Genomic DNA, 22,300 nt, shown 5'->3' on the forward strand with positions numbered 1-22,300 from the left:
GCAGGAGGTGCGGCGGGACGCGTGGGAGGTCAGCTGCCGCCGGGGCGGACCAGACCGCTCTCGTAGGCGAACACCGCCGCCTGGACCCGGTCGCGCAGGCCCAGCTTGGTCAGCACATGGCCCACGTGCGTCTTGACCGTCGTCTCGCTGACGAACAGCTCGCCGGCCACCTCCGCGTTGGACAGGCCCTTGGCGACCAGCTTCAGCACCTCGACCTCCCGCTCGGTCAGGGTGCCCAGGGAGGGCGGCGGCGCCTCGTCCCCCGAGGGCAGCCGGCCGGCGTACATGTCGAGCAGGCGGCGGGTCACGCTCGGGGCCAGCATCGCGGCGCCCTCGGCGATCACCCGGATCGCCTGCACCAGCTCCTCCGCCGGGACGTCCTTGAGCAGGAAGCCGCTGGCGCCCGCCCGCAGCGCCTCCACGACGTACTCGTCGAGGTCGAAGGTGGTCAACACCAGCACCTTGGCCGGGCCGTCACGCCCCGGGCCGGCGATGCGACGGGTGGCCTCCACGCCGTCCATCCGCGGCATCCGGATGTCCATCAGGACCACGTCCGGCTGGAGCGCGCGGACCTGGTCGAGCGCCTGCTGCCCGTCCCCGGCCTCGCCCACCACGGCGATGTCGGATTCGGCCTCCAGAATCATCCGGAAACCGGTGCGCAGCAGCGGCTGGTCGTCGACCAGCAGCACGCGGATCGTCACGGAACGCTCCATTGATCAGTTGACGCTTTCAGCCAAAGGGTACGCAGGCGGGGTGCCGCCCCACGCGGGGCACAGGGATTTGTGCGCGCACCAGTCGCACAGACGGTTGGGACTGGCCGGCCAGTCACCCGTCTCCAGCGCCCGCTCGATGGCCCGCCACAGCGCCTGGAGCTTGCGCTCCACGGCCAGCAGATCCGCCTCGTCCGGGTCGTAGCTGACGATCTGGCCGCCGCCGCCCAGGTAGAGCAGCTGGAGCCGCTTGGGCACGACGCCCCGCGCACGCCAGATCACCAGCGCGTAGAACTTCATCTGGAACATCGCCTTGCCCTCGAAATCCCGCGAGGGCGCACGGCCGGTCTTGTAGTCCACCACGCGGACCTCGCCGGTGGGTGCGACGTCGACGCGGTCCACGTAGCCGCGCAGCGTCAGGCCCGACTCCAGCGTCGTCTGCACCAGCAGCTCCCGCTCGGCGGGCTGGAGCCGGTTCGGGTCCTCGACGCGGAAGTAGGACTCCAGCAGCTGTTCCGCGTCGGCGAGCCAGGCCGCGAGCTCCTCGGCGCCCGTCTCGGCGGGGAACAGCTGCGCGACCTCGGGCCGCTCCTCCAGCAGGCGCTCCCACTGCGGACGCAGCAGCGCGCGGGCGGTGTCCGGGGTCCGCTCGCCGGCGGGGGAGTCGAACAGCCGCTCCAGCACGGAGTGGATCAGCGTGCCACGCGTCGCCGCCGGGCTGGGCGGCTCCGGCAGCCGGTCGATCACCCGCAGCCGGTACAGCAGCGGGCACGTCATGAAATCCGACGCGCGCGAGGGCGACAGGGAGACCGGACGCGAGGGCCCGACGGGCGCCTGTGGCGCCTCCGGATGCGCGGGGGTCTCCAGGGGCTCGGTCTCCGCCTGCCCGGCCTCCGCGGGGCGGGGCCCGGGAGGGACGGGGCTGTCGGTCGTCGTCGGGTCGGCGGCTTGCATGGTCCGACCCTATGGCCTGGCGCCGACATCCCGCGGCCAAGCGGCTAAGACCGCCGAGAGGGTAAGACGGCCGAGAGGCTAAGACGGCCAAGCGGCTAAGACGGCCGAGGGGGTAAGACGGCCGAGAGGGTAAGACGGCCAAGCGGGTAAGAAGGGAAGGAACGGGCTGTCGGCCCGCCGCACAGGTGGTCGTCCCGACGATCGCGTAGCGTGTGGCGCGCGGGCGAAGCCGCGGGCGCACCATGGGGCGGGCCCGGGTTCGGCCAGGTGAAGGGGCGGACGGACAGTGAGCGAGGAGCACGGCGAGGCCAAGCAGCGCCGAGCCCCCGTCAAGGACGCGGAGCGTCCTGCGGGGGCCCTGCGGATGGGGCGTCCCTTCGGCGTGCCCGTCTACGTCACGCCCAGCTGGTTCCTGGTCGCCGCGCTGATCACCTGGCTCTTCGGCGGCCAGATCGACACCGTGCTGCCGGGCCTCGGCGGCGCCCGCTACCTGGTCTCGCTCTTCTTCGCGGTCGCCTTCTACGGCTCCGTCCTGGTGCACGAGCTGGCGCACACGGTGGTGGCGCTGCGCTTCGGGCTGCCGGTGCTCCGCATCCAGCTGCAGTTCTTCGGCGGCGTCTCGGAGATCACCAAGGAGGCGCAGAGCGCCGGGCGGGAGTTCTGGCTGGCCTTCGCCGGACCGCTGCTCTCGCTGGTGCTCGGCGGGGTCTTCCTCGGGGCGATGCAGTTCGTCACCCCGGCCACCGTGCCGGGCGTGCTGCTGACCTCGCTGATGCTGAGCAACTTCGTCGTCGCCGCCTTCAACCTGTTGCCCGGCCTGCCGCTGGACGGCGGCCGGATGCTGCGCGCCCTGGTCTGGAAGGCGACGGGCCGGCCGATGGCCGGCACCGTCGCCGCGGCCTGGGCCGGACGGCTGCTGGCGGTGGCCGTGCTGGTCCTGCTGCCCGCGTGGTCGGCCGCGCAGGCCCCCGGGCTGGGCCTGGCCTCGCTGCTGACCGACGCGGTGCTGGGCGCGATCCTCGCCGCGATCATCTGGAACGGCGCGGGCGGCAGCCTGCGCACCGCGCGGCTGCGGGAGCGCCTTCCGCAGCTCAGCGCCACCGCGCTGACGCGTCCCGCGGTCAGCGTCACCGGGGACACCCCCCTCGCGGAGGCCCTGCGCCGTCTGGAGGCCGCGGGCGCCCTCGGCATCATCGTCACCGACTCGGCGGGCACGCCCATCGCCCTCGTCCGCGAGCGCGCGGTCCGCGCGGTACCGGAGCACCGGCGGCCGTGGATGCAGGTCGCCGAGGTCTCCGCTCCGCTCGGCCCCGGCAGCAGGATCGCGGCCGCGCTGTCGGGCGAGGACCTCCTTGACGCCCTCCGTGCCGCCCCCGCCGCGGAGTACCTGGTCACCGCCCCCGACGACACCCCGCTCGGTGTTCTCGCCGCGGTCGACGTCGAACGCGCCTTCGCCCGCGCCATGTCCGGCGAGGACCCGGTCCCGGTGCCCGCAGCGCATTAGGGGCGCGGCCCGGACTGATGCCCGCCGGTCGTTGCACCTTCCGGCGGCGGGCCATCCGCACGCCGCTGTTTTCTTGCGCAGTTCCTCGCGCCCCTGTCTCGTGCGACATCCCGTGCCGGGGATCCTCGGGGTTCTCGCGCCCGCGCGGCGGAGCCGCGGATCGGCAGGAGCCTCGCGCCCGTTACGGAGCCCGCCGGTGCATACCTGTTCAGGCCCTAAAATGATCCGCATGACTCAACCGACCGGCGCCGCCCGCCGTCGCGGGCCCTTCCAGGTCGGGGACCAGGTCCAGCTCACCGACCCCAAGGGACGCCACCACACCATCACGCTCGAAGCCGGGAAGATGTTCCACACCCACAAGGGTGCGTTCTCCCATGACGAGCTGATCGGGGCCCCCGAGGGGTCCGTCGTGCGCACCACCGGGAACACCCAGTACCTCGCGCTGCGCCCCCTGCTCCCCGACTACGTCCTCTCCATGCCGCGCGGCGCCGCGGTCGTCTACCCCAAGGACGCGGGGCAGATTGTCACCATGGCCGACATCTTCCCGGGCGCCCGGGTCGTCGAGGCCGGTGTCGGGTCCGGCGCGCTCAGCATGAGCCTGCTGCGCGCCGTCGGCGACGACGGCGCGCTCTTCTCCTACGAGCGTCGCGAGGACTTCGCCGAGATCGCCCGCAGCAACGTCGAGCGCTACTTCGGCGGGCCGCACCCGGCCTGGAAGCTGACGCTGGGCGACCTGCAGGACAACCTGGTCGAGTCGGACGTCGACCGCGTCGTCCTGGACATGCTCGCGCCGTGGGAGTGCCTGGACGCCGTCGCCAAGGCGCTGGTGCCGGGTGGCGTGATCTGCTGCTACGTGGCCACCACGACCCAGCTCTCGCGCACCGTCGAGTCGCTGCGGGAGCACGGCAGCTTCACCGAGCCGCAGGCGTGGGAGTCGATGGTGCGCAACTGGCACCTCGAGGGCCTGGCCGTGCGCCCCGACCACAGGATGATCGGCCACACCGGCTTCCTGCTCACCTCCCGTCGGCTCGCGGACGGCGTCGAGCCGCCGCTGCGCCGCCGTCGCCCGTCCAAGGGCGCCTACGGCGAGTCGATCGTGCCGGAGAAGACCAAGGCGGGCCGCTACCTGCGCCTGGCCGAGTCCCGCTCGGACGCCTCCGGCGAGGACTACGTCGAGGACTTCGACCGCGACGGCGACGAGGGCTGACGCGCGCTGACGAGGGGGCCGAGGGCCTTCACGAATCGACCACCGGGAAGCGACCGAACAGTCGCTTCCCGGTGGTTCTTTCGTTGTTCGCACTGTGGGACGATGCTGCCCACACATCGCGCGTGCACTGCGGGAAAAGAGGTAGCCCTGGTGGTCCAGGTGGTGGCGGGGTCGGGCAGCGCCGAGGTGACCGACGGGGACCAGGAGGCACCGACGACGACCGCGCCGCGGCTGCCCGCCCATGCGCGCAGCAAACCCCTGCACTGGATCGCCACCGCCGCCGGCCTCTGCGGGGTCGTCGGGCTCGCGCTCGCGGTCGGTCCGGCGGGAGCAGTGCAGACCGGCGCCGCGCAGAGCGGTGCGGGGCAGCCCGGCGCCGCCCACCCGCTGGCCGGCGGCGCGGCGGCCACGGCGCCGGATCCGGCCAAGGCCAAGCTGCCGATCGACTGCGGCCCGCTCCCGGTCCACATCGACCAGCACTTCGCGGCCGCGCTGCCGGGCGCCGGCGCCCCGGTGACGGTGATCGCCGCCCGCTGCGACGCGGGCGCGGGCTCCCCGCCGGACGGCCTCTACGTCCTGGAGGCGGGCCACGCGGCCCCGATCCAACTGCTGGATCCGGCCAAACGTCTGACCGTCCGCAGCATGGCGATGCGCAGCGACGGCTCGATCCACGCCGTCGTCATCGGCTACTCCTCGGCCTCCGTCCCGAGCTGCTGCCCGGACCTCTCGGAGACCCTGAACTGGACCCTCGGGGCCGACGGCGCCTGGGGCGCGCCCGCGGTCACGGCCAACTCGGCCCAGGTGTGAACCGGCGCGGTCCGAACTGACGCGAAAACACCTCACCCCCCGTCATGTGACCTTCGTCACGTGGCGGGGGGTGTTTGCGCGGAGGCTTCCTACTCCGCGTCAGGTCCGTACACCTCGACCCCGTCGCGCGCGCGGCGGACATGGATGCAGTCGCCGGGGCAGTCCTTGGCCGAATCCGCCACGTCCTGAAGGAGCGTCAAGGGGACCGGCACACAGGCCCCGGGCTCCGTCCGCAGCTCGTCGTCGTCGCCCTTGACGTACGCCAGGCCGTCGATGTCGAGCTCGAACACCTCGGGTGCGTACTGGACGCAGATCCCGTCGCCGGTGCACAGGTCCTGGTCGATCCAGACTTCCAGGGCCTCTGCGGCCCCCGTCTCGGTGCTGGTGGACATCTCCGCCGCCCGTTCCGCGTTCTCGATGGTGCTGACCTCGTCAGCCTACCCCCGCCCGCTTTCGAGCAACGTGGAGGTGGGTATGTGCACTACCAGAGGGGACGTGCGCAAGGGTGAAGATCGGACACACCCCTTCGGAGTTTCGATCAAGGGGTTTCAACACTCCCAGGCGCAGGTAGGGTCTGGAAGCGTCAGCTCCCCCCGGAGGAGGTGAGGACCGTGGCAGCCCACGATGACGACTACGCCCGAGGCGGCAGGCCCGCACGGGGTTCTGAAGATGCACAGGCACAGATCTCGATGCTCGAGCAGGAGATCGCAGTCCTGCGCCGCAAGATCGCCGAGCCCACGCGGCACACGAGGATCCTGGAAGAGCGGATCGTCGAGCTGCAGACCAACCTGAACGGGGTCACCGCCCAGAACGAGCGGCTCGCCTCTACGTTGCGCGAGGCGCGGGACCAGATCCTGGCGCTGAAGGAGGAGGTCGACCGGCTCGCCCAGCCGCCCGCCGGCTTCGGCACGTTCCTGAGCGCCAACGAGGACGAGACCGCGGACATCTTCACCGGCGGCCGCAAGCTGCGGGTCAACGTCAGCCCGAGCGTCCCGCTCGCCGAGCTGCGCCGCGGCCAGGAGGTCATGCTCAACGAGGCGCTGAACATCGTCGCGGCGATGACCTTCGAGAGCATCGGCGACATCGTGACCCTCAAGGAGGTGCTGGAGGACGGCGAGCGCGCGCTCGTCACCGGCCACACCGACGAGGAGAAGGTGGTCCGCCTCGCCGAGCCGCTGCGGGACATCGTGCTCCGCCCCGGCGACGCGCTGCTGATGGAGCCGCGCTCCGGCTACGTCTACGAGGTCGTGCCGAAGAGCGAGGTCGAGGAGCTGGTCCTGGAGGAGGTCCCGGACACGGACTACTCCAAGATCGGTGGCCTGGGTCAGCAGATCGAACAGATCCGCGACGCGGTCGAGCTCCCGTACCTGCACGCGGACCTGTTCCGCGAGTTCGAGCTGCGGCCGCCCAAGGGCGTGCTGCTCTACGGCCCGCCCGGCTGCGGCAAGACGATGATCGCCAAGGCGGTCGCGAACTCGCTGGCCAAGAAGGTCGCCGAGGTCACCGGCCAGCCCCAGGGGAAGAGCTACTTCCTCAACATCAAGGGCCCGGAGCTGCTCAACAAGTACGTCGGCGAGACCGAGCGGCAGATCCGCCTGGTCTTCCAGCGGGCCAGGGAGAAGGCGAGCGAGGGCACGCCCGTCATCGTCTTCTTCGACGAGATGGAGTCGCTCTTCCGCACCCGCGGCTCGGGTGTCAGCTCGGACGTGGAGAACACCATCGTCCCGCAGCTGCTGGCCGAGATCGACGGCGTGGAGGGCCTGGAGAACGTCATCGTCATCGGCGCCTCCAACCGCGAGGACATGATCGACCCGGCGATCCTGCGGCCCGGCCGCCTGGACGTCAAGATCAAGATCGAGCGGCCGGACGCCGAGGGTGCGAAGGACATCTTCTCCAAGTACCTGAAGACCTCGCTGCCGCTGCACCCGGACGACGTCAAGGAGCACGACGACTCGTCGGACGCCGCCGTCGCCGCCATGATCCAGGCGGTCGTCGAGCGGATGTACACCGAGTCCGAGGAGAACCGCTTCCTGGAGGTCACCTACGCCAACGGTGACAAGGAAGTCCTGTACTTCAAGGACTTCAACTCCGGCGCCATGATCCAGAACATCGTGGACCGGGCCAAGAAGATGGCGATCAAGGACTTCCTGGACCACGGCCAGCGCGGTCTGCGCGTCTCCCACCTGCTCTCCGCCTGCGTGGACGAGTTCAAGGAGAACGAGGACCTGCCCAACACCACCAACCCGGACGACTGGGCCCGCATCTCCGGCAAGAAGGGCGAGCGGATCGTCTTCATCCGCACGCTGGTCACCGGGAAGCAGGGCGCCGAGTCCGGCCGCTCCATCGACACCGTGGCCAACACGGGTCAGTACCTGTAACACCTGTAGGACAACAGCACCACCTCTCGACGTCCGGCTGCGGGAGCCCGTGGGCCCTCGCGGCCGGACGTTCGTGTCAGCGATCTCCCGGTTGTCACCGGGTGGATCTAGTCTCGGGTTACCGCACCGGCTCGGGTGACCGCACCGGTTCGTCCGCGGTAACGCGAAGGAGGGCCGCATGTCTGTACGGCGCGTCATGGGCATCGAGACGGAGTACGGGATCTCCGTCCCGGGGCACCCCAACGCCAACGCCATGCTCACCTCGTCCCAGATCGTCAACGCGTACGCGGCGGCGATGCACCGGGCCCGCAGAGCCCGCTGGGACTTCGAGGAGGAGAACCCGCTGCGCGACGCGCGCGGCTTCGACCTGGCTCGTGACGCGGCGGACGCCAGCCAGCTGACCGACGAGGACATCGGCCTCGCCAACATCATCCTGACCAACGGCGCGCGGTTCTACGTCGACCACGCCCACCCCGAGTACTCCTCGCCCGAGGTCACGAACCCGCGCGACGCCGTGCTCTGGGACAAGGCCGGCGAGCGGATCATGGAGGAGGCGGCCAGCCGCGCCCTGCAGCTGCCCGGCGCGCAGCCCATCCACCTGTACAAGAACAACACCGACAACAAGGGCGCCTCCTACGGCACCCACGAGAACTACCTGATGAAGCGGGCGACGCCGTTCGCCGACATCGTCAAGCACCTCACCCCGTTCTTCGTCTCCCGCCAGGTGGTCACCGGCGCCGGCCGCGTGGGCCTGCACCAGGACGGCTCGGCGCACGGCTTCCAGCTCAGCCAGCGCGCCGACTACTTCGAGGTCGAGGTCGGCCTGGAGACGACCCTCAAGCGGCCCATCATCAACACCCGCGACGAGCCGCACGCCGATGCCGAGAAGTACCGCCGGCTGCACGTGATCATCGGCGACGCCAACCTGTCGGAGATCTCCACCTACCTCAAGCTCGGCACGACCGCCCTGGTCCTGTCGATGATCGAGGACGCCTTCATCACCGTCGACCTGGTCGTCGACCAGCCCGTGCGCACCCTGCACCGGGTCTCCCACGACCCGTCGCTGGAGTACCTGATCCAGCTGCGGAGCGGGCGCAAGCTGACCGCCGTGCAGCTCCAGATGGAGTACTGCGAGCTGGCCCGCAAGTACGTCGAGGACCGCTACGGCCAGGACGCCGACGAGCAGACCCGCGACGTGCTGGACCGCTGGGAGGACGTGCTCGGCAAGCTGGAGCGCGACCCGATGTCCCTCTCGCGCCAGCTGGACTGGGTGGCCAAGAAGGAGATCCTCGAGGGCTACCGGCGCCGCGACCACCTCGAGTGGGACGACGCCCGGCTGCACCTGGTCGACCTGCAGTACGCCGACGTGCGGGCCGAGAAGGGCCTGTACAACCGCCTGGTGGCGCGTGGACGGATGGACCGCCTGCTGGACGAGCAGGAGGTGCTGCGCGCGGCACACCAGCCCCCGGAGGACACCCGCGCCTACTTCCGCGGCCGCTGCCTGGAGCAGTACGCGGACCACGTGGCCGCGGCCTCGTGGGATTCGGTGATCTTCGACATCCCGGGCCGGGACTCGCTCCAGCGCGTGCCCACTCTGGAGCCGCTGCGCGGCACCAGGAACCATGTGAAAGCCCTGCTCGACCGCTGTCGGACCGCCGAGGAGCTCGTGCGCGTGCTGAGCGGCGGCTGAACGTCTGTACGCGCTGAGCGTAACCGTACGAGGGCGTCTGTTCACCATGGGTGAACTGGATGCCGATGGGCATCATCCGGGCAACGATCGACGTTCATCGACTACAAGCCGTAGGGTCAGGATCAGCTGATCCACTCAAGAGCGGGGTGAGGGCAATGGCGACCAAGGACACCGGCGGCGGCCAGCAGCGTGCGAATCGTTCCTCCGAGGAGGTCGAGGAGACCGAGGTCGAGGCGAACGAGGCCTCGGACCTCAAGGAGCGCAAGGAGAAGCTGGACGACGACGTCGACGCGGTCCTCGACGAGATCGACGAGGTCCTGGAATCGAACGCGGAGGACTTCGTTCGGGGGTTCGTCCAGAAGGGTGGAGAGTAGATTCTCTCCTTGATCGACTCACGCACTGGAAGGAAAGCTGTGGAAGCCTCATTCTCTGGCACCGGGCGTCTGCCGGCTGCCTTCCTGACGCCGGGCTCGTCCTCGTTCCTGGACTTCCTGGCCAGCCACCAGCCCGAACTGCTGCCCGGTCGGCGCGACCTGCCGGCCGGGGTGCAGCCGCTGGAGGCGCCGCACGGCACCACCATCGTGGCGGCCACCTACGACGGCGGCGTGGTCCTGGCCGGTGACCGCCGCGCCACCATGGGCAACATCATCGCCCAGCGCGACATCGAGAAGGTCTTCCCGGCCGACGAGTACTCCGCGGTCGGCATCGCCGGCGCCGCCGGTCTCGCGGTCGAGATGGTGCGCCTGTTCCAGTTGGAGCTGGAGCACTACGAGAAGATCGAGGGCACCTCGCTCTCCCTCGAGGGCAAGGCCAACCGCCTGACCACCATGATCCGGGGCAACCTGGGGATGGCCATGCAGGGCCTGGCCGTGGTCCCCATGTTCGCTGGTTACGACCTCGAACAGGGCAAGGGCCGCATCTTCACCTACGACGTCACCGGCGGCCGCTCCGAGGAGACGGGCTTCGCGACGGTGGGCTCCGGCTCGCTGTTCGCCAAGGGCTCGCTCAAGAAGCTGTACCGCTCCGACCTGACCGCCGAGGGCGCGGCCACCGTCGTCATCCAGGCGCTCTACGACGCCGCCGACGACGACTCCGCCACCGGTGGCCCCGACCTCACCCGCCGGATCTTCCCGATCGTCTCGGTCATCTCCGAGGAGGGTTTCCGCCGCCTTGCCGACTCGGAGGTCGGTGAGCTGGCCGAGGCCGTCCTCGGGCACCGCCTGGAGCAGCCGGACGGCCCCCAGGCACCGCTCCTCTGAGCCCACCTCACCTGACCGTTCGACAAGCCGAGAAAATCCGAAGAGAAGGGGCGACCGGTGTCGACGCCGTTCTACGTCTCACCCCAGCAGGCCATGGCCGACCGCGCCGAGTACGCCCGCAAGGGCATCGCGCGGGGGCGGTCCGTGGTCGTGCTCACCTACGCCGACGGCATCGTCTTCGTCGCGGAGAACACCTCCCGCGCGCTGCACAAGGTCTCGGAGATCTACGACCGCATCGCCTTCGCCGCCGTCGGCCGCTACAACGAGTTCGAGAACCTGCGCATCGGCGGCGTCCGCTACGCCGACCTGCGCGGCTACTCCTACGACCGTGCCGACGTCAACGCGCGCGGCCTGGCCAACGTCTACGCCCAGACCCTGGGCACCATCTTCTCGTCCACCGGCGAGAAGCCCTACGAGGTCGAGCTGATCGTGGCCGAGGTGGGCAAGAACCCCGGCGACGACCAGATCTACCGGTTGACCCCGGACGGCTCGGTGGTCGACGAGCACGGCAGCGTCGCCGTCGGCGGCAACGCCGAGTCGATCGCCAGCTACCTGGACCAGCGGCACGAGGAGGGCCTGAGTCTGCCGGAGGCGCTCAAGCTCGCCGTCGACAGCCTGGCCAGGGACCCGAACGGCGGCGCGGCCCGCGCCATGACGCCGGATCAGCTGGAGGTCGCGGTGCTGGACCGCGGCCGCTGGCAGCAGCGCAAGTTCAAGCGGCTGCTCGGCACCCAGCTCGCCCGGCTGCTCGAGGGCGACGCCAGTGCCGCAGTGGACGACGAGGCCGCTCCGGCGGCAGGCGAGGAGGCCGCCCCCGACGCCGAGTAGTCGGCGTCGGGGGGCGTCTCCCCGACAGCACAGCTTTTCCCACGGTTTCGAGACTGGGCGGGAAGGTGAACAAGTAGGCATGGACCGCCGAATCTTCGGGCTGGAGAACGAGTACGGCGTCACCTGCACGTTCCGGGGGCAGCGGCGACTGTCCCCGGACGAGGTGGCGCGCTACCTCTTCCGCCGTGTCGTGTCATGGGGCCGCAGCAGCAACGTGTTCCTGCGCAACGGGGCCCGCCTCTACCTCGACGTGGGCTCGCACCCCGAGTACGCCACCCCTGAGTGCGACGACGTCGCCGAGCTGGTGACGCACGACAAGGCGGGGGAGCGGATCTTGGAGGGCCTCCTCGTGGACGCCGAGCGGCGCCTGCACGAGGAGGGAATCGCCGGGGACGTCTACCTGTTCAAGAACAACACCGACTCCGCCGGCAACTCCTACGGCTGCCACGAGAACTACCTGGTCGCCCGCCACGGCGAGTTCTCCCGGCTCGCCGACATACTGATCCCGTTCCTGGTCACCCGGCAGCTCATCTGCGGCGCCGGCAAGGTGCTGCAGACCCCCCGCGGCGCGGTCTACTGCGTGAGCCAGCGCGCGGAGCACATCTGGGAGGGCGTCAGCTCGGCCACGACGCGCTCGCGCCCGATCATCAACACCCGCGACGAGCCGCACGCGGACGCCGAGCGCTACCGCCGCCTGCACGTCATCGTGGGCGACTCCAACATGTCGGAGACCACCACGCTGCTCAAGGTCGGCGCGACCGACCTGGTGCTGCGGATGATCGAGGCCGGCACGGTGCTGCGCGACCTCACCCTGGAGAACCCGATCCGGGCCATCCGGGAGGTCTCCCACGACCTGACCGGCTCCCGGCTGGTCCGGCTCGCCAACGGCCGTGAGGCCAGCGCCCTGGAGATCCAGCAGGAGTACTTCAACAAGGCCTCCGACTTCGCCGACAACCGCGGCATCCGCACCGGCAACGTCGCCCGCGTGCTGGACCTGTGGGGCCGCACCCTGGAGGCGGTGCGCACGGAGGACTACTCCAAGGTGGACCGCGAGATCGACTGGATCATGAAGTACCAGCTGATCGAGCGGTACCGGTCCAAGAACGGCATCTCCATGTCGCACCCGCGGGTCGCCCAGATCGACCTCGCGTACCACGACATCCACCGCCGCCGGGGCCTGTACTACCTGCTGCAGAACCGCGGCCAGGCCGAGCGGGTCAGCGACGACCTGAAGATCTTCGAGGCCAAGTCGGTGCCCCCGCAGACCACCCGGGCGCGCCTGCGCGGCGATTTCATCCGCCGCGCGCAGGAACAGCGACGGGACTTCACCGTCGACTGGGTGCACCTCAAGCTGAACGACCAGGCGCAGCGCACCGTGCTGTGCAAGGACCCGTTCCGTTCCGTGGACGAGCGAGTGGAGAAGCTGATCGCCGGGATGTGATCAGTGAGGTGATCAGTTCGGTCACGCAGCGTGTCGGCATGTACGTGCCGAAAATGTGACCCGTGTTGTGTCGTCGGTCCCAGCGCGGAGTCGGCGCAAGGCCATAGAGTGGCGCGGACCATCGGATTCGCGACCACCCTAAGGATCACCGTGCGCCGACTCGCCGCCGCGCTGCTTCTCGCGCCCACGCTGCTGCTCACCGGCTGTGGGAGCAGCGCCAAGCAGGCCTCGGCCGACGCCTCGACGACCGGCCCCTGCCCGTCCGGCAGCGCCGCGGCGTCGCCCATGGCCACGCCCGCACCGGTCAGCGACGACAGCACGCTGCCCACCGTCTCCGGGTCCTTCGGCAAGGCGGCGAAGATCACCCCCGCCAAGGGCGACCCGGACGGCAAGTTCGTGGTGAAGACCCTCTCCGAGGGCACCGGCCAGGTCGTCGGCAAGCAGGACTTCGTCGGCTTCAACCTGGTCGCCGACACCTGGACCGGCCGCAACTGGCAGAACTCCTACGCGGACGGCGGCCCGGCCGCGCTGGTGGACCAGTCCCAGACGCAGATGATGCCGATGTTCGCCGACGCCGTGCAGGGCCACAAGGTCGGCAGCCGGGTCCTGGTGGTCGCGCCCCCGGCCGCCGGCTTCCAGAACGCCGGTTACTCGAAGTACAACATCACCTGCCACGACACCAACGTGCTGGTCGTCGACATCACCATGGCCATCGCCCACGACGCGCAGGCCTCGGGCACCGCGGAGACCCCGGCGGCCGGCCTGCCGCAGGTCACCATGGGCGACAAGGCGGCGGCGAAGTTCACCATCACCGACGCCGAGCGGAACCCGAAGAAGCTGGGCATCGGCGTGCTGATCAAGGGCAAGGGCCCGGTGGTCAAGCCCGGCCAGCAGCTGTTCGCGCAGTACACCGGGGCCCTGCTCAAGGACGGCTCGGTCTTCGACTCCTCCTGGAGCCACGGCGGCGCGACCCAGTTCCAGATCGGCGCCGGCAAGGTCATCCCGGGCTGGGACAAGGGCCTGGTCGGCCAGACCGTCGGCTCGCGGGTGGTGCTCACCATCCCGTCCGCCGACGCCTACGGCTCCCAGGGCAACCAGGGCATCCCGGCCAACTCCAACCTGGTCTTCGTCGTGGACATCCTCGGCGCCGCGTAACGTAGGGCCTGAGCAGTCCGTCCAGGGCTGCGTCAGACAGTCCCGTGCCGAGGGCCCAGCGCCGTCGGACACGTCCGTACTGAGGAGAGCACTACCTTGAGCATCGAGAAGCCGGAGATCGACTTCCCGGGTGGCGAGCCGCCGGCGGATCTGCAGATCCGCGACCTCTGGGAGGGCGACGGCGAGGTCGCCGCGGCCGGTGACTTCGTGAAGGTCCACTACGTCGGCGTGTCCTTCAGCTCGGGCGAGGAGTTCGACGCCAGCTGGAACCGCGGCGCCCCGCTCGACTTCCAGCTGGGTGTCGGCCAGGTCATCGCGGGCTGGGACCAGGGCGTCCAGGGCATGAAGGTCGGGGGCCGCCGCGAGCTGGTCATCCCGTCCAAGCTTGCCTACGGCGAGCGCGGCGCGGGCGGCAAGATCGCCCCGGGCGAGACGCTGATCTTCGTCTGCGACCTCGTGGGCGTCGCCAAGCGCTGACGCGCAGACGTTCGCTCCTCGCACCCCCGTCCGAGGCGCCGTGCTACCACAGCCGGCCTTCGGGCGGGGGTGCGCTTTGTGGCGCAGGTGCCTACCGGTACGGTCAGTTGATGCGTGGTCCGAGTGGCCCGCCGCGGCCGGAGCCGCGCGTAGAGAAGGGTGAGCGATGCCCATCGCCAAGTCCGAGCGCCTGATGAACCTCGCGCTGTGCCTGATGAACACCAAGCGCCCGCTGAGCAAGCGGGAGCTGCGGGAGTCCATCGAGGCGTACCGCGAGGCCGGGGCGGCGGGGGAGCAGGCCAGCGAGGACGCCTTCAACCGCATGTTCGAGCGCGACAAGGACGATCTGCGCGAACTCGGGCTGCTCATCGACGTGGTGGAGAACCCGCTCGACGGCGAGCTGGGCTACCTGGCCCGACGCGACGTCAATCGCCTGCCGGAGATCCACCTGGACGCGGAGGAGGCCGCCGCGCTGAGCCTCGCCGCGGGCGTCTGGGAGCAGGCACGGCTCGCCGGTGCCGCCAGCGGCGCCCTGCAGAAGCTGCGCGCGGCCGGCTCGCTCGCCGAGGACGACGCCGAGGGCCGCACCGCCCTCCAGCCGCGCATCCCGGCCCGCGAGGCCGCGTTCGAACCGCTGTTGGTCGCCGCCCGCGACCGCCGTCCGGTCGGCTTCGACTACCGCAAGAGCGGCTCCGCCGTCGCCGAGCCGCGCACGGTCGAGCCCTGGGCGCTGGAGTTCTGGCACGGCCACTGGTACCTGGCCGGCTGGGACCGCGACCGCGAGGACGTCCGCGTCTTCCGGCTGAGCCGGATCATGGGGAAGGTCCGCAGCAAGGGCGGACGGTTCCTCGCCGAGGTCCCCGACCACGTGGACGTGCGTCAGGCCGTCGCCCGGTTCGCCGGGGAGGGCGCGACGGAGCGGGCCCGCGTCCGGGTTCGCCGCAAGGCCGGCTTCCCGCTGCGCGCCAAGGCCGTCTCGGCCCAGCCCACCGACGCCGAGTGGGACGAGCTGGAGATCCCCTACGGCCTCGGGCTGGCGGCGGACCTGGTCGAGTACGGCCCCGACGTGGTCGTGCTGGAGCCCGCGGAGCTGCGGGCGGACGTCATCGCGCGGCTGCGCGCGGTGGCGGCGGCTGTCACGAACGAGAGTGAGGTGGGCGCATGAGCAGCGCCATCGACCAGACCCGTCGGATGCTCTCGCTCGTCACCTATCTGCGCGAACGCCCCGGCGCCCGGGTCAGCGAGGTCGCCCGCGCCTTCGGCGTCACCGAGCGTGAGCTGATCCGCGACCTCAGCGTCCTGCCGATGTGCGGCACCAGCTTCCGCGGCGGCGACCTGCTCGACATCGACACCGACGGCGAGCAGATCTGGTGGCACAACGCCGACGACGTGGCCCAGCCGCTGCGCCTCGCGGCGGACGAGGCGACCTCGCTGCTGGTCGCCGCGCGCGCGGTGGCCGGCATGCCCGGCCTGCGCGAGCGCGACCGCCAGGCGCTGACGCGCGCCGTCGCCAAGCTGGAGGCCGCCGCCGGGGACGTCGCCGAGGGCAGCACCCGCGTCGGCGTCACCTTCGAGGCCGAGGGCGACGTCTTCGCCGAGATCGACCGGGCGTTCACCGAGCGCAAGCGCCTGTGGCTGAACTACTGGTCCTCCGGACGCGGCGAGCTGACCGAGCGCGAGGTCGACCCGATCCGCCTGATCACCGAGGGGCACACCTACCTCGAGGCCTGGTGCCGGCTCTCCGAGGACCGCCGGATGTTCCGGCTGGACCGGATCGCCGAGATCAAGGTCCTGGACACCCCCTCGGACCCGCCGCCGCTGGAGCTGCGCGACCTGTCCGAGGGCCTGGTCCACCCGTCCAGCGAGGACCCGCAGGTCGTCCTGGAGGTCGCCCCCGGCGGCCGCTGGGTCGCGGAGTACTACCCGCACGAGTCGGCGGAGGAGCTCCCCGACGGCGGCCTGCGGATCGTGCTGCGCACGCCGGACCCCTCCTCCTTGCTGCGCCTGGTGCTGCGCCTCGGCCCCGACGGTCGCGTCCTCGCCCCCGCGTCCCTCGCCGAGCAGGCCCGCAAGGCGGCGGGCGCGGCGTTGGCCCGGTACGACGCATGAGCGCGGTCGCTTTCCCGACCCGCTTTCGGGCCTCCTGCCCGGACTGCCGCGCCACGGCGGAGCTCGAGGCCCGCGCCTTCCGCCTGGCCCTGGGCCGTACGAAGGAACGCACCTTCTACTCCTTCACCTGCCCGGCCTGCGGCGTCGCCGTCCGCAAGCCCGCCGGCGAACGCATCATCGACGCCCTCACCGGCGCCGGCGTCCCGACGATGCGTCTCCACGTCGGCATCTGAGCTGGTTGCACTGTCCAGGGACGCGAGGAACTGCGGGAGGAACCACCGGCGTGCGGACGGCCCTGCGCGGAGGGGGAGTGTCCGCTCATCGGTGGCTTGTCGCGCAGTTCCTCGCGCCCCTGGGGAGATGCAACGTCCCGTCTCATTAGACTGGCCCTGTGATCTGGATGATCGTCGGCCTCACCACCGCGGGGCTCATGGTGCTGGGAATATTCGCCGTTCTCGCCTACCGTGAGGTGGTTCTGCTCGGTAGGGCGCTGTCCCGCAGCGCGGAGCGACTCGCGCGGGCGGGTGCAGGGGTCGAACGCGAGGCGGAGCTGCTCGCCCGACACGGCGGGGAACTCGCGTTCACCGCCCTCACACCGTCTGTTCAAGGCACAAACTGACCCGCGTAGTATCGAAGATGCGTCGAAGCGGCAAGATCTGCGGCGACGCTCTGGACGCCCGTGACGTCACGGTGCGTATCATCGGCGCAGACACGACGACGAAGAGGGAACCCCGATGCTCGAAAACCGCGCTCTCGAAATCATCATCATTGCGGTCATCGTGCTGCTGCTCTTCGGGGCCAAGCGGCTCCCCGACTCGGCGCGTGCCCTGGGCAAGTCGCTGCGCATCCTGAAGTCCGAGGTCGGCGCCATGAAGGACGACGGCAAGAAGGACGCGTCCGTCAGCAACGTGCAGACCTCCTCCGAGCAGCAGGCCGAGGCCGCCGCTCCGAAGACGATCCAGGCCGCCCCCGGCGACACCGCCTCCGCTCGCCCCGTCGAGGACAAGCAGCCCACCACCCAGGGCTGAGCCGCACCTCCTCCCCTTTCTTCCTTTCGCGCAGGGACACAGCCGCACGGTGAGCGACACAAAGACGAGGCAGAGTCCTCCGAAGAACGACGAAGGCCGGATGCCCCTCGCGGACCACCTCCGCGAGCTGCGCTACCGGCTGATCGTCTGCGTACTCGCCCTGCTGGTGACCACGGTTCTCGGCTGGCTCCTGCACACCTGGGCGATCAACGAGCTGGTCACTCCCGCCTGCCACATCACGGGCGTCCACGGGTACGGCGAGAAGACCAAGGCGTGTCCCAACGGTCTGCTGGTGAACAACGGTGTGCTCTCGCCGCTGACCTTCACCTTCAAGATCTCGATGATGATCGGCTTCATCCTGGCCGCGCCGGTGTGGAGCTACCAGCTGTGGGCGTTCGTCGCGCCCGGGCTGTACAAGAAGGAGAAGAAGTACGGCCTGGGCTTCGTGGCCGCCGCCGTTCCCCTCTTCGCGGGCGGCGCCTACCTGGCCTACACCATCTTCCCCAAGGCCCTGCAGATCCTGGCGAGCTTCAACCCCGCCAACTTCTCGTTGGCCTTCTCCGGCGCCGAGTTCCTGGACTTCTTCATCCGGATGGTGCTGGTCTTCGGGCTCTCCTTCGAGATCCCGCTGCTGCTGGTGATGCTGAACTTCCTCGGCGTGGTGAGCGCCGCCAAGCTGCGCGGCTGGTGGCGCGGTGCGGTGTTCGGGATCTTCGTCTTCTCCGCGATCGCCGTTCCCACCGGCGACCCGGTCACCATGACCGTGCTCGCCGTGCCGATGTGCCTGCTCTACTTCGCCGCCGTCGGCGTGGCCACGCTGCGAGACAAGGCCGTGGCCCGGCGCAGGGCCGAGGACCCGGACAGCCAGTTGGACGACGACGAGGCCTCCTCGCTCGACCTGCGGCCCTCCGCCCTCGGCGCGGACGACCTGCCGATCCCGGAGCCCGTCAACGCGACCGAGCTGGCCGCCGGCGAGCCGATGATCTACCACCCCGACGACGTCACCTGAGACGTCACCCGAGCGGTCACCTGAAGGCGTTAACCAGTCGGTAAACAATCTTCAGGTGGACTGTCGGTCCGGACGGGTACGCTCCTAGGCGAGATGACAGATCAGAACCTCTCCGCCGCCGACGAGACCCTGAGCCCCTCCGAGCGCTACGCCGCCGCGCGCCAGCGTGCCAAGGAGGAGGCCAGCGCCCTGCACGCCTTCCGCCAGCTGTACGACTTCCCGCTGGACGCCTTCCAGGTGGAGGCATGCCAGGCACTGGAGGCGGGCGAGGGCGTGCTCGTCGCCGCCCCGACGGGCTCGGGCAAGACGATCGTCGGCGAGTTCGCCGTGCACCTGGCGCTGAACCAGGGCCGCAAGTGCTTCTACACGACGCCCATCAAGGCGCTGTCGAACCAGAAGTACCAGGACCTGGTCAAGCGCTACGGTCCCGACCGGGTCGGCCTGCTGACCGGTGACAACACCATCAACAGCGAGGCGTCCGTCGTCGTCATGACGACGGAGGTGCTGCGCAACATGCTCTACGCGGGGTCCTCCACCCTCGCCGGGCTCGGCTACGTGGTCATGGACGAGGTGCACTACCTCGCCGACCGCTTCCGCGGCGCGGTGTGGGAGGAGGTCATCATCCACCTTCCCGAGTCGGTCACCCTGGTCTCCCTCTCCGCCACGGTGTCGAACGCCGAGGAGTTCGGCGACTGGCTGGACACCGTCCGCGGCGGGACCAAGGTCATCGTCTCCGAGCACCGTCCGGTGCCGCTGTGGCAGCACGTGCTGGCCGGGCACCGGATGTACGACCTGTTCACCTCCCGCGTGGCCGAGGAGCGCGCCTCCGGGCGCAAGCGCGAGGGCGGTGCGGGGCGCGGGGGAGAGGCCGACGTCAACCCGGAGCTGGTGCGCCTCGCGCGCGCCGAGCAGGACCGGCGCGGGGCCGGGCGGGACCGCTTCGACCGGCGCGGCCGCGGCCGATCGATGTCGAACGGCAGACCGGGCCGCGCCTGGACGCCGAGCCGCGTCGAGGTCATCGACCGCCTGGACGCCGAGGGCCTGCTCCCGGCGATCACCTTCATCTTCAGCCGGGCCGGCTGCGAGGCCGCCGTCCAGCAGTGCCTCCACGCGGGTCTGCGGCTCAACAACGACGCCGAGCGCGCCGAGGTGCGCGCGCTGGTCGAGTCCCGGACGGAGAACATCCCGCCCGAGGACCTGCACGTGCTCGGCTACTTCGAGTGGCTCGACGCGCTGGAGCGCGGCATCGCCGCGCACCACGCGGGCATGCTGCCGACCTTCAAGGAGGTCGTCGAGGAGCTGTTCCAGCGCGGGCTGGTCAAGGCGGTCTTCGCGACGGAGACGCTGGCGCTCGGCATCAACATGCCGGCCCGCTCGGTCGTGATGGAGAAGCTGGTCAAGTGGAACGGCGAGACCCACGCCGATGTGACGCCGGGTGAGTACACCCAGCTGACCGGTCGCGCCGGGCGGCGCGGCATCGACATCGAGGGCCACGCCGTCGTGCTGTGGCAGCCCGGCCTGGACCCGGCCGCGCTCGCCGGGCTCGCGGGCACGCGTACCTATCCGCTGCGCTCCTCGTTCAAGCCCTCGTACAACATGGCCGTCAACCTCGTCTCCCAGTACGGGCGGCACACCGCCCGCGAGCTGCTGGAGACCTCCTTCGCGCAGTTCCAGGCGGACCGGTCCGTCGTCGGCATCGCCCGGCAGGTGCAGCGCAACGAGGAGGGCCTGGCAGGCTACCGCGAGGCGGTCACCTGTCACCTCGGCGACTTCGACGAGTACATGGGCCTGCGCCGCGCGCTCAAGGACCGCGAGCAGCTGCTCGCCCGCGAGGGGCAGGCGCAGCGCCGGGCCAGCGCGGCCGACTCGCTGGAGCGGCTGCGCCCCGGCGACGTCATCCACGTGCCGACCGGCCGCTTCGCCGGGCTCGCGCTGGTGCTGGATCCGGGCCTGCCGCCGGTCTCCCGGCACGGCACCCGCGGATACGGCAACGGCCGCGGCCACGAGTACCAGGACGGGCCGCGCCCGGTGGTGCTGACCGCCGAGCGTCAGGTCAAGCGTCTCGCGATGATCGACTTCCCGGTGCCGGTCGAGCCGATCGAGCGGCTGCGCATCCCCAAGTCCTTCAACCCGCGCAGCCCGCAGTCCCGTCGCGACCTCGCTTCCGCGCTGCGCAGCAAGGCGGGGCACATCGATCCGGGCCGGGTCCGCAAGGGCCGCGCTGCCGCCGCCGACGATCCCGAGATCGCGCGGCTCCGCGCCGAGCTGCGGCAGCATCCGTGCCACGGCTGCGACGAGCGCGAGGACCACGCCCGCTGGGGCGAGCGCTACGACCGGCTCAAGCGCGACACCGAGCAGCTCGAACGCCGGATGCGCTCGCGCACCCACACCATCGCCCGCACCTTCGACCGGGTCTGCGCGCTGCTGACGGATCTGGACTACCTGAACGCCGACAGCGTCACCGACCACGGCAAGCGCCTGGGCCGCCTCTACGGCGACCTCGACCTGCTGGCCTCGGAGTGCCTGCGTGAGGGCGTCTGGAACGGTCTCGCCCCGGCCGAGCTGGCTGCCTGTGCCTCGGCGCTGGTCTACGAGTCCCGGCGCGGCGACGAGGAGGCCGGCGCGGTCAAGGTGCCGGAGGGCAAGGCCCGTCCGGCGCTGGAGTCGATGGTCCGGATCTGGGGCCACCTGGACGCGCTGGAGGAGCAGCACAAGCTCTCCACCATGGAGGGCTGGGTGCGCCGCGAGCCCGATCTCGGCTTCGCCTGGACGGCCTTCCGCTGGGCCTCGGGCGACTCGCTGGACAAGGTGCTGCGCGAGGCCGACATGCCGGCCGGTGACTTCGTCCGCTGGACGCGCCAGCTGATCGACGTGCTGGGCCAGATCCAGAACGCCGCCTCGGCCGACGGCGAGGTCCGTACGGCCGCGCGCAAGGCCGTGGACTCCGTCCGACGCGGCATCATCGCCTACTCCTCGGTGGGGTGACGGCGCGGTGGCCCGGGGGAGGGCGGAGCGCAGGCGTTCGGCCTGGGGGGCGTGGCTGGCCATCGCCGTGGCGGGGGTGCTCGTCTGGGTGGCGATGCACGGTCACGGTGGTGCGTCCGGTGACGCGGCGGCGGCGCCGTCCAGCTCCGCCTCGGGTTCGCCGTCGGCGGGCGGCGCCTCCGCCGGCGGCCCGTCACCGAGTACCTCGGGGACAGGCGGCAGCTGGTACCACGGCAGCTACGACCCGTCCCAGTTCGCCGCCCAGGCGCGCGACCGCGCGCACGAGGCGGGCGTGGACCCGCAGTTGGTCATGGCCGTGCTGTACGACGAGGACTACAAGCCGCACGACCCGTCCTTCGAGAAGGCCTGGCTCAAGCTGAAGCCGACCGCCGCGCTCGGCCTCGCCAACATGCACCAGGCCACCTTCGACCAGGTGAAGCAGGGCCGTCCGTTCGCCGACCGCTCCTGGCTGGACCTGCCCGACGACCCGGACCTGGCCATCCGCGCCGAGGCCTGGTACCTGCACGACCTCGCCGACGAGCTGCCGGCGCACCACGTCGCCTCGCTGACCACGGACGAGCTGCTGGCCCTCGGCTACAACACGGGCCCCGGCAACATGCTCGCCTTCGCGCGCGGCGTCGCCCTCGGGCCGCAGGCGCAGCAGTATCTCGACACCACCCGCTCCAACTGGGAGAAGGCCGGGAAGGCTATCGCGATATAGCGTATTGACACGCGCTATACCCGCGCTCATATACTCGT

General features: G+C 70.7%; 22 protein-coding genes. 19 read left to right on the plus strand and 3 right to left on the minus strand.

Going from position 1 to position 22,300, the window contains the following annotated elements; all coding sequences use genetic code 11:
- Window positions 1–29: 29 nt before the first annotated feature.
- Both TR48_RS02995 and TR48_RS03000 read right to left on the minus strand, forming a co-directional pair.
- Entirely contained in the window at window positions 30–701 is a 672-nt protein-coding gene (locus TR48_RS02995; protein ID WP_042364267.1) for a response regulator, read from the minus strand.
- A gap of 15 nt (window positions 702–716) precedes the next feature.
- Complete coding sequence (locus tag TR48_RS03000) at window positions 717–1,664, minus strand: RecB family exonuclease (RefSeq protein WP_084728727.1); 948 nt, start codon at window positions 1,662–1,664, stop codon at window positions 717–719.
- 286 nt (window positions 1,665–1,950) lie between these two features.
- Here TR48_RS03000 and TR48_RS03005 point away from each other — a divergent pair, with 286 nt between their 5' ends.
- From TR48_RS03005 to TR48_RS42915, 3 genes are all read left to right on the plus strand, one after another.
- Window positions 1,951–3,168 (plus strand): site-2 protease family protein, encoded by a 1,218-nt coding sequence (locus TR48_RS03005; RefSeq protein ID WP_063770893.1) that lies wholly within the window; start codon window positions 1,951–1,953, stop codon window positions 3,166–3,168.
- 229 nt (window positions 3,169–3,397) lie between these two features.
- Window positions 3,398–4,375: a tRNA (adenine-N1)-methyltransferase gene (locus TR48_RS03010; protein ID WP_084728751.1), complete on the plus strand. Its 978-nt coding sequence runs from the start codon at window positions 3,398–3,400 to the stop codon at window positions 4,373–4,375.
- A gap of 150 nt (window positions 4,376–4,525) precedes the next feature.
- Window positions 4,526–5,182 carry a hypothetical protein gene (locus tag TR48_RS42915; RefSeq protein WP_052442366.1) on the plus strand — a complete coding sequence of 219 codons (657 nt, stop codon included), beginning with the start codon at window positions 4,526–4,528 and terminating at the stop codon, window positions 5,180–5,182.
- Window positions 5,183–5,271: 89 nt separating this feature from the next.
- On the opposite strand, the gene TR48_RS03020 is transcribed toward TR48_RS42915, so the two are convergent.
- A complete protein-coding gene (locus tag TR48_RS03020; protein WP_042364268.1) occupies window positions 5,272–5,574 on the minus strand; it encodes a ferredoxin in 303 nt (100 codons plus the stop codon).
- Window positions 5,575–5,793: 219 nt separating this feature from the next.
- Here TR48_RS03020 and arc point away from each other — a divergent pair, with 219 nt between their 5' ends.
- The 16 genes from arc to TR48_RS03100 all read left to right on the plus strand — a co-directional run bounded on the left by arc (window position 5,794) and on the right by TR48_RS03100 (window position 22,262).
- Window positions 5,794–7,560 (plus strand): proteasome ATPase, encoded by a 1,767-nt coding sequence (arc, locus tag TR48_RS03025; protein ID WP_042364269.1) that lies wholly within the window; start codon window positions 5,794–5,796, stop codon window positions 7,558–7,560.
- A 178-nt stretch (window positions 7,561–7,738) separates the two neighbouring features.
- A complete protein-coding gene (dop, locus tag TR48_RS03030; protein WP_042364270.1) occupies window positions 7,739–9,250 on the plus strand; it encodes a depupylase/deamidase Dop in 1,512 nt (503 codons plus the stop codon).
- A 155-nt stretch (window positions 9,251–9,405) separates the two neighbouring features.
- Window positions 9,406–9,624 (plus strand): ubiquitin-like protein Pup, encoded by a 219-nt coding sequence (locus TR48_RS03035; RefSeq protein WP_037606618.1) that lies wholly within the window; start codon window positions 9,406–9,408, stop codon window positions 9,622–9,624.
- A gap of 39 nt (window positions 9,625–9,663) precedes the next feature.
- Window positions 9,664–10,509 (plus strand): proteasome subunit beta, encoded by an 846-nt coding sequence (gene prcB, locus TR48_RS03040; protein WP_042364271.1) that lies wholly within the window; start codon window positions 9,664–9,666, stop codon window positions 10,507–10,509.
- 57 nt (window positions 10,510–10,566) lie between these two features.
- Window positions 10,567–11,337: a proteasome subunit alpha gene (gene prcA / locus TR48_RS03045; protein ID WP_042364272.1), complete on the plus strand. Its 771-nt coding sequence runs from the start codon at window positions 10,567–10,569 to the stop codon at window positions 11,335–11,337.
- Window positions 11,338–11,416: 79 nt separating this feature from the next.
- Complete coding sequence (gene pafA / locus TR48_RS03050) at window positions 11,417–12,778, plus strand: Pup--protein ligase (protein ID WP_042364273.1); 1,362 nt, start codon at window positions 11,417–11,419, stop codon at window positions 12,776–12,778.
- A gap of 108 nt (window positions 12,779–12,886) precedes the next feature.
- Complete coding sequence (locus TR48_RS03055; protein ID WP_152627766.1) at window positions 12,887–13,933, plus strand: FKBP-type peptidyl-prolyl cis-trans isomerase; 1,047 nt, start codon at window positions 12,887–12,889, stop codon at window positions 13,931–13,933.
- Between the two features lie 96 nt (window positions 13,934–14,029).
- Window positions 14,030–14,410: an FKBP-type peptidyl-prolyl cis-trans isomerase gene (locus tag TR48_RS03060; protein ID WP_042364275.1), complete on the plus strand. Its 381-nt coding sequence runs from the start codon at window positions 14,030–14,032 to the stop codon at window positions 14,408–14,410.
- A 166-nt stretch (window positions 14,411–14,576) separates the two neighbouring features.
- A complete protein-coding gene (locus TR48_RS03065) occupies window positions 14,577–15,575 on the plus strand; it encodes a helix-turn-helix transcriptional regulator (protein WP_042364276.1) in 999 nt (332 codons plus the stop codon).
- The gene (locus TR48_RS03070) at window positions 15,572–16,519 is read left to right on the plus strand and encodes a helix-turn-helix transcriptional regulator (protein WP_042364277.1); all 948 of its coding nucleotides are present in this window, start codon (window positions 15,572–15,574) and stop codon (window positions 16,517–16,519) included. The genes TR48_RS03065 and TR48_RS03070 overlap by 4 nt, the downstream gene beginning before the upstream one ends.
- Entirely contained in the window at window positions 16,516–16,752 is a 237-nt protein-coding gene (locus TR48_RS03075; protein WP_042364278.1) for a hypothetical protein, read from the plus strand. The genes TR48_RS03070 and TR48_RS03075 overlap by 4 nt, the downstream gene beginning before the upstream one ends.
- A gap of 158 nt (window positions 16,753–16,910) precedes the next feature.
- The gene (locus tag TR48_RS03080; protein WP_052442367.1) at window positions 16,911–17,138 is read left to right on the plus strand and encodes a hypothetical protein; all 228 of its coding nucleotides are present in this window, start codon (window positions 16,911–16,913) and stop codon (window positions 17,136–17,138) included.
- A gap of 115 nt (window positions 17,139–17,253) precedes the next feature.
- Entirely contained in the window at window positions 17,254–17,547 is a 294-nt protein-coding gene (tatA, locus tag TR48_RS03085; protein WP_042364279.1) for a Sec-independent protein translocase subunit TatA, read from the plus strand.
- 100 nt (window positions 17,548–17,647) lie between these two features.
- The gene (gene tatC, locus TR48_RS03090; RefSeq protein WP_042364280.1) at window positions 17,648–18,556 is read left to right on the plus strand and encodes a twin-arginine translocase subunit TatC; all 909 of its coding nucleotides are present in this window, start codon (window positions 17,648–17,650) and stop codon (window positions 18,554–18,556) included.
- A gap of 93 nt (window positions 18,557–18,649) precedes the next feature.
- Window positions 18,650–21,541 carry a DEAD/DEAH box helicase gene (locus tag TR48_RS03095; RefSeq protein ID WP_042364281.1) on the plus strand — a complete coding sequence of 964 codons (2,892 nt, stop codon included), beginning with the start codon at window positions 18,650–18,652 and terminating at the stop codon, window positions 21,539–21,541.
- A 7-nt stretch (window positions 21,542–21,548) separates the two neighbouring features.
- Window positions 21,549–22,262, plus strand: coding sequence for a transglycosylase SLT domain-containing protein (locus tag TR48_RS03100; protein ID WP_042364282.1), 714 nt, complete (start codon window positions 21,549–21,551; stop codon window positions 22,260–22,262).
- Window positions 22,263–22,300 lie beyond the last annotated feature (38 nt).

The organism is Streptacidiphilus neutrinimicus, from assembly GCF_000787815.1.
GTDB lineage: Bacteria > Actinomycetota > Actinomycetes > Streptomycetales > Streptomycetaceae > Streptacidiphilus > Streptacidiphilus neutrinimicus.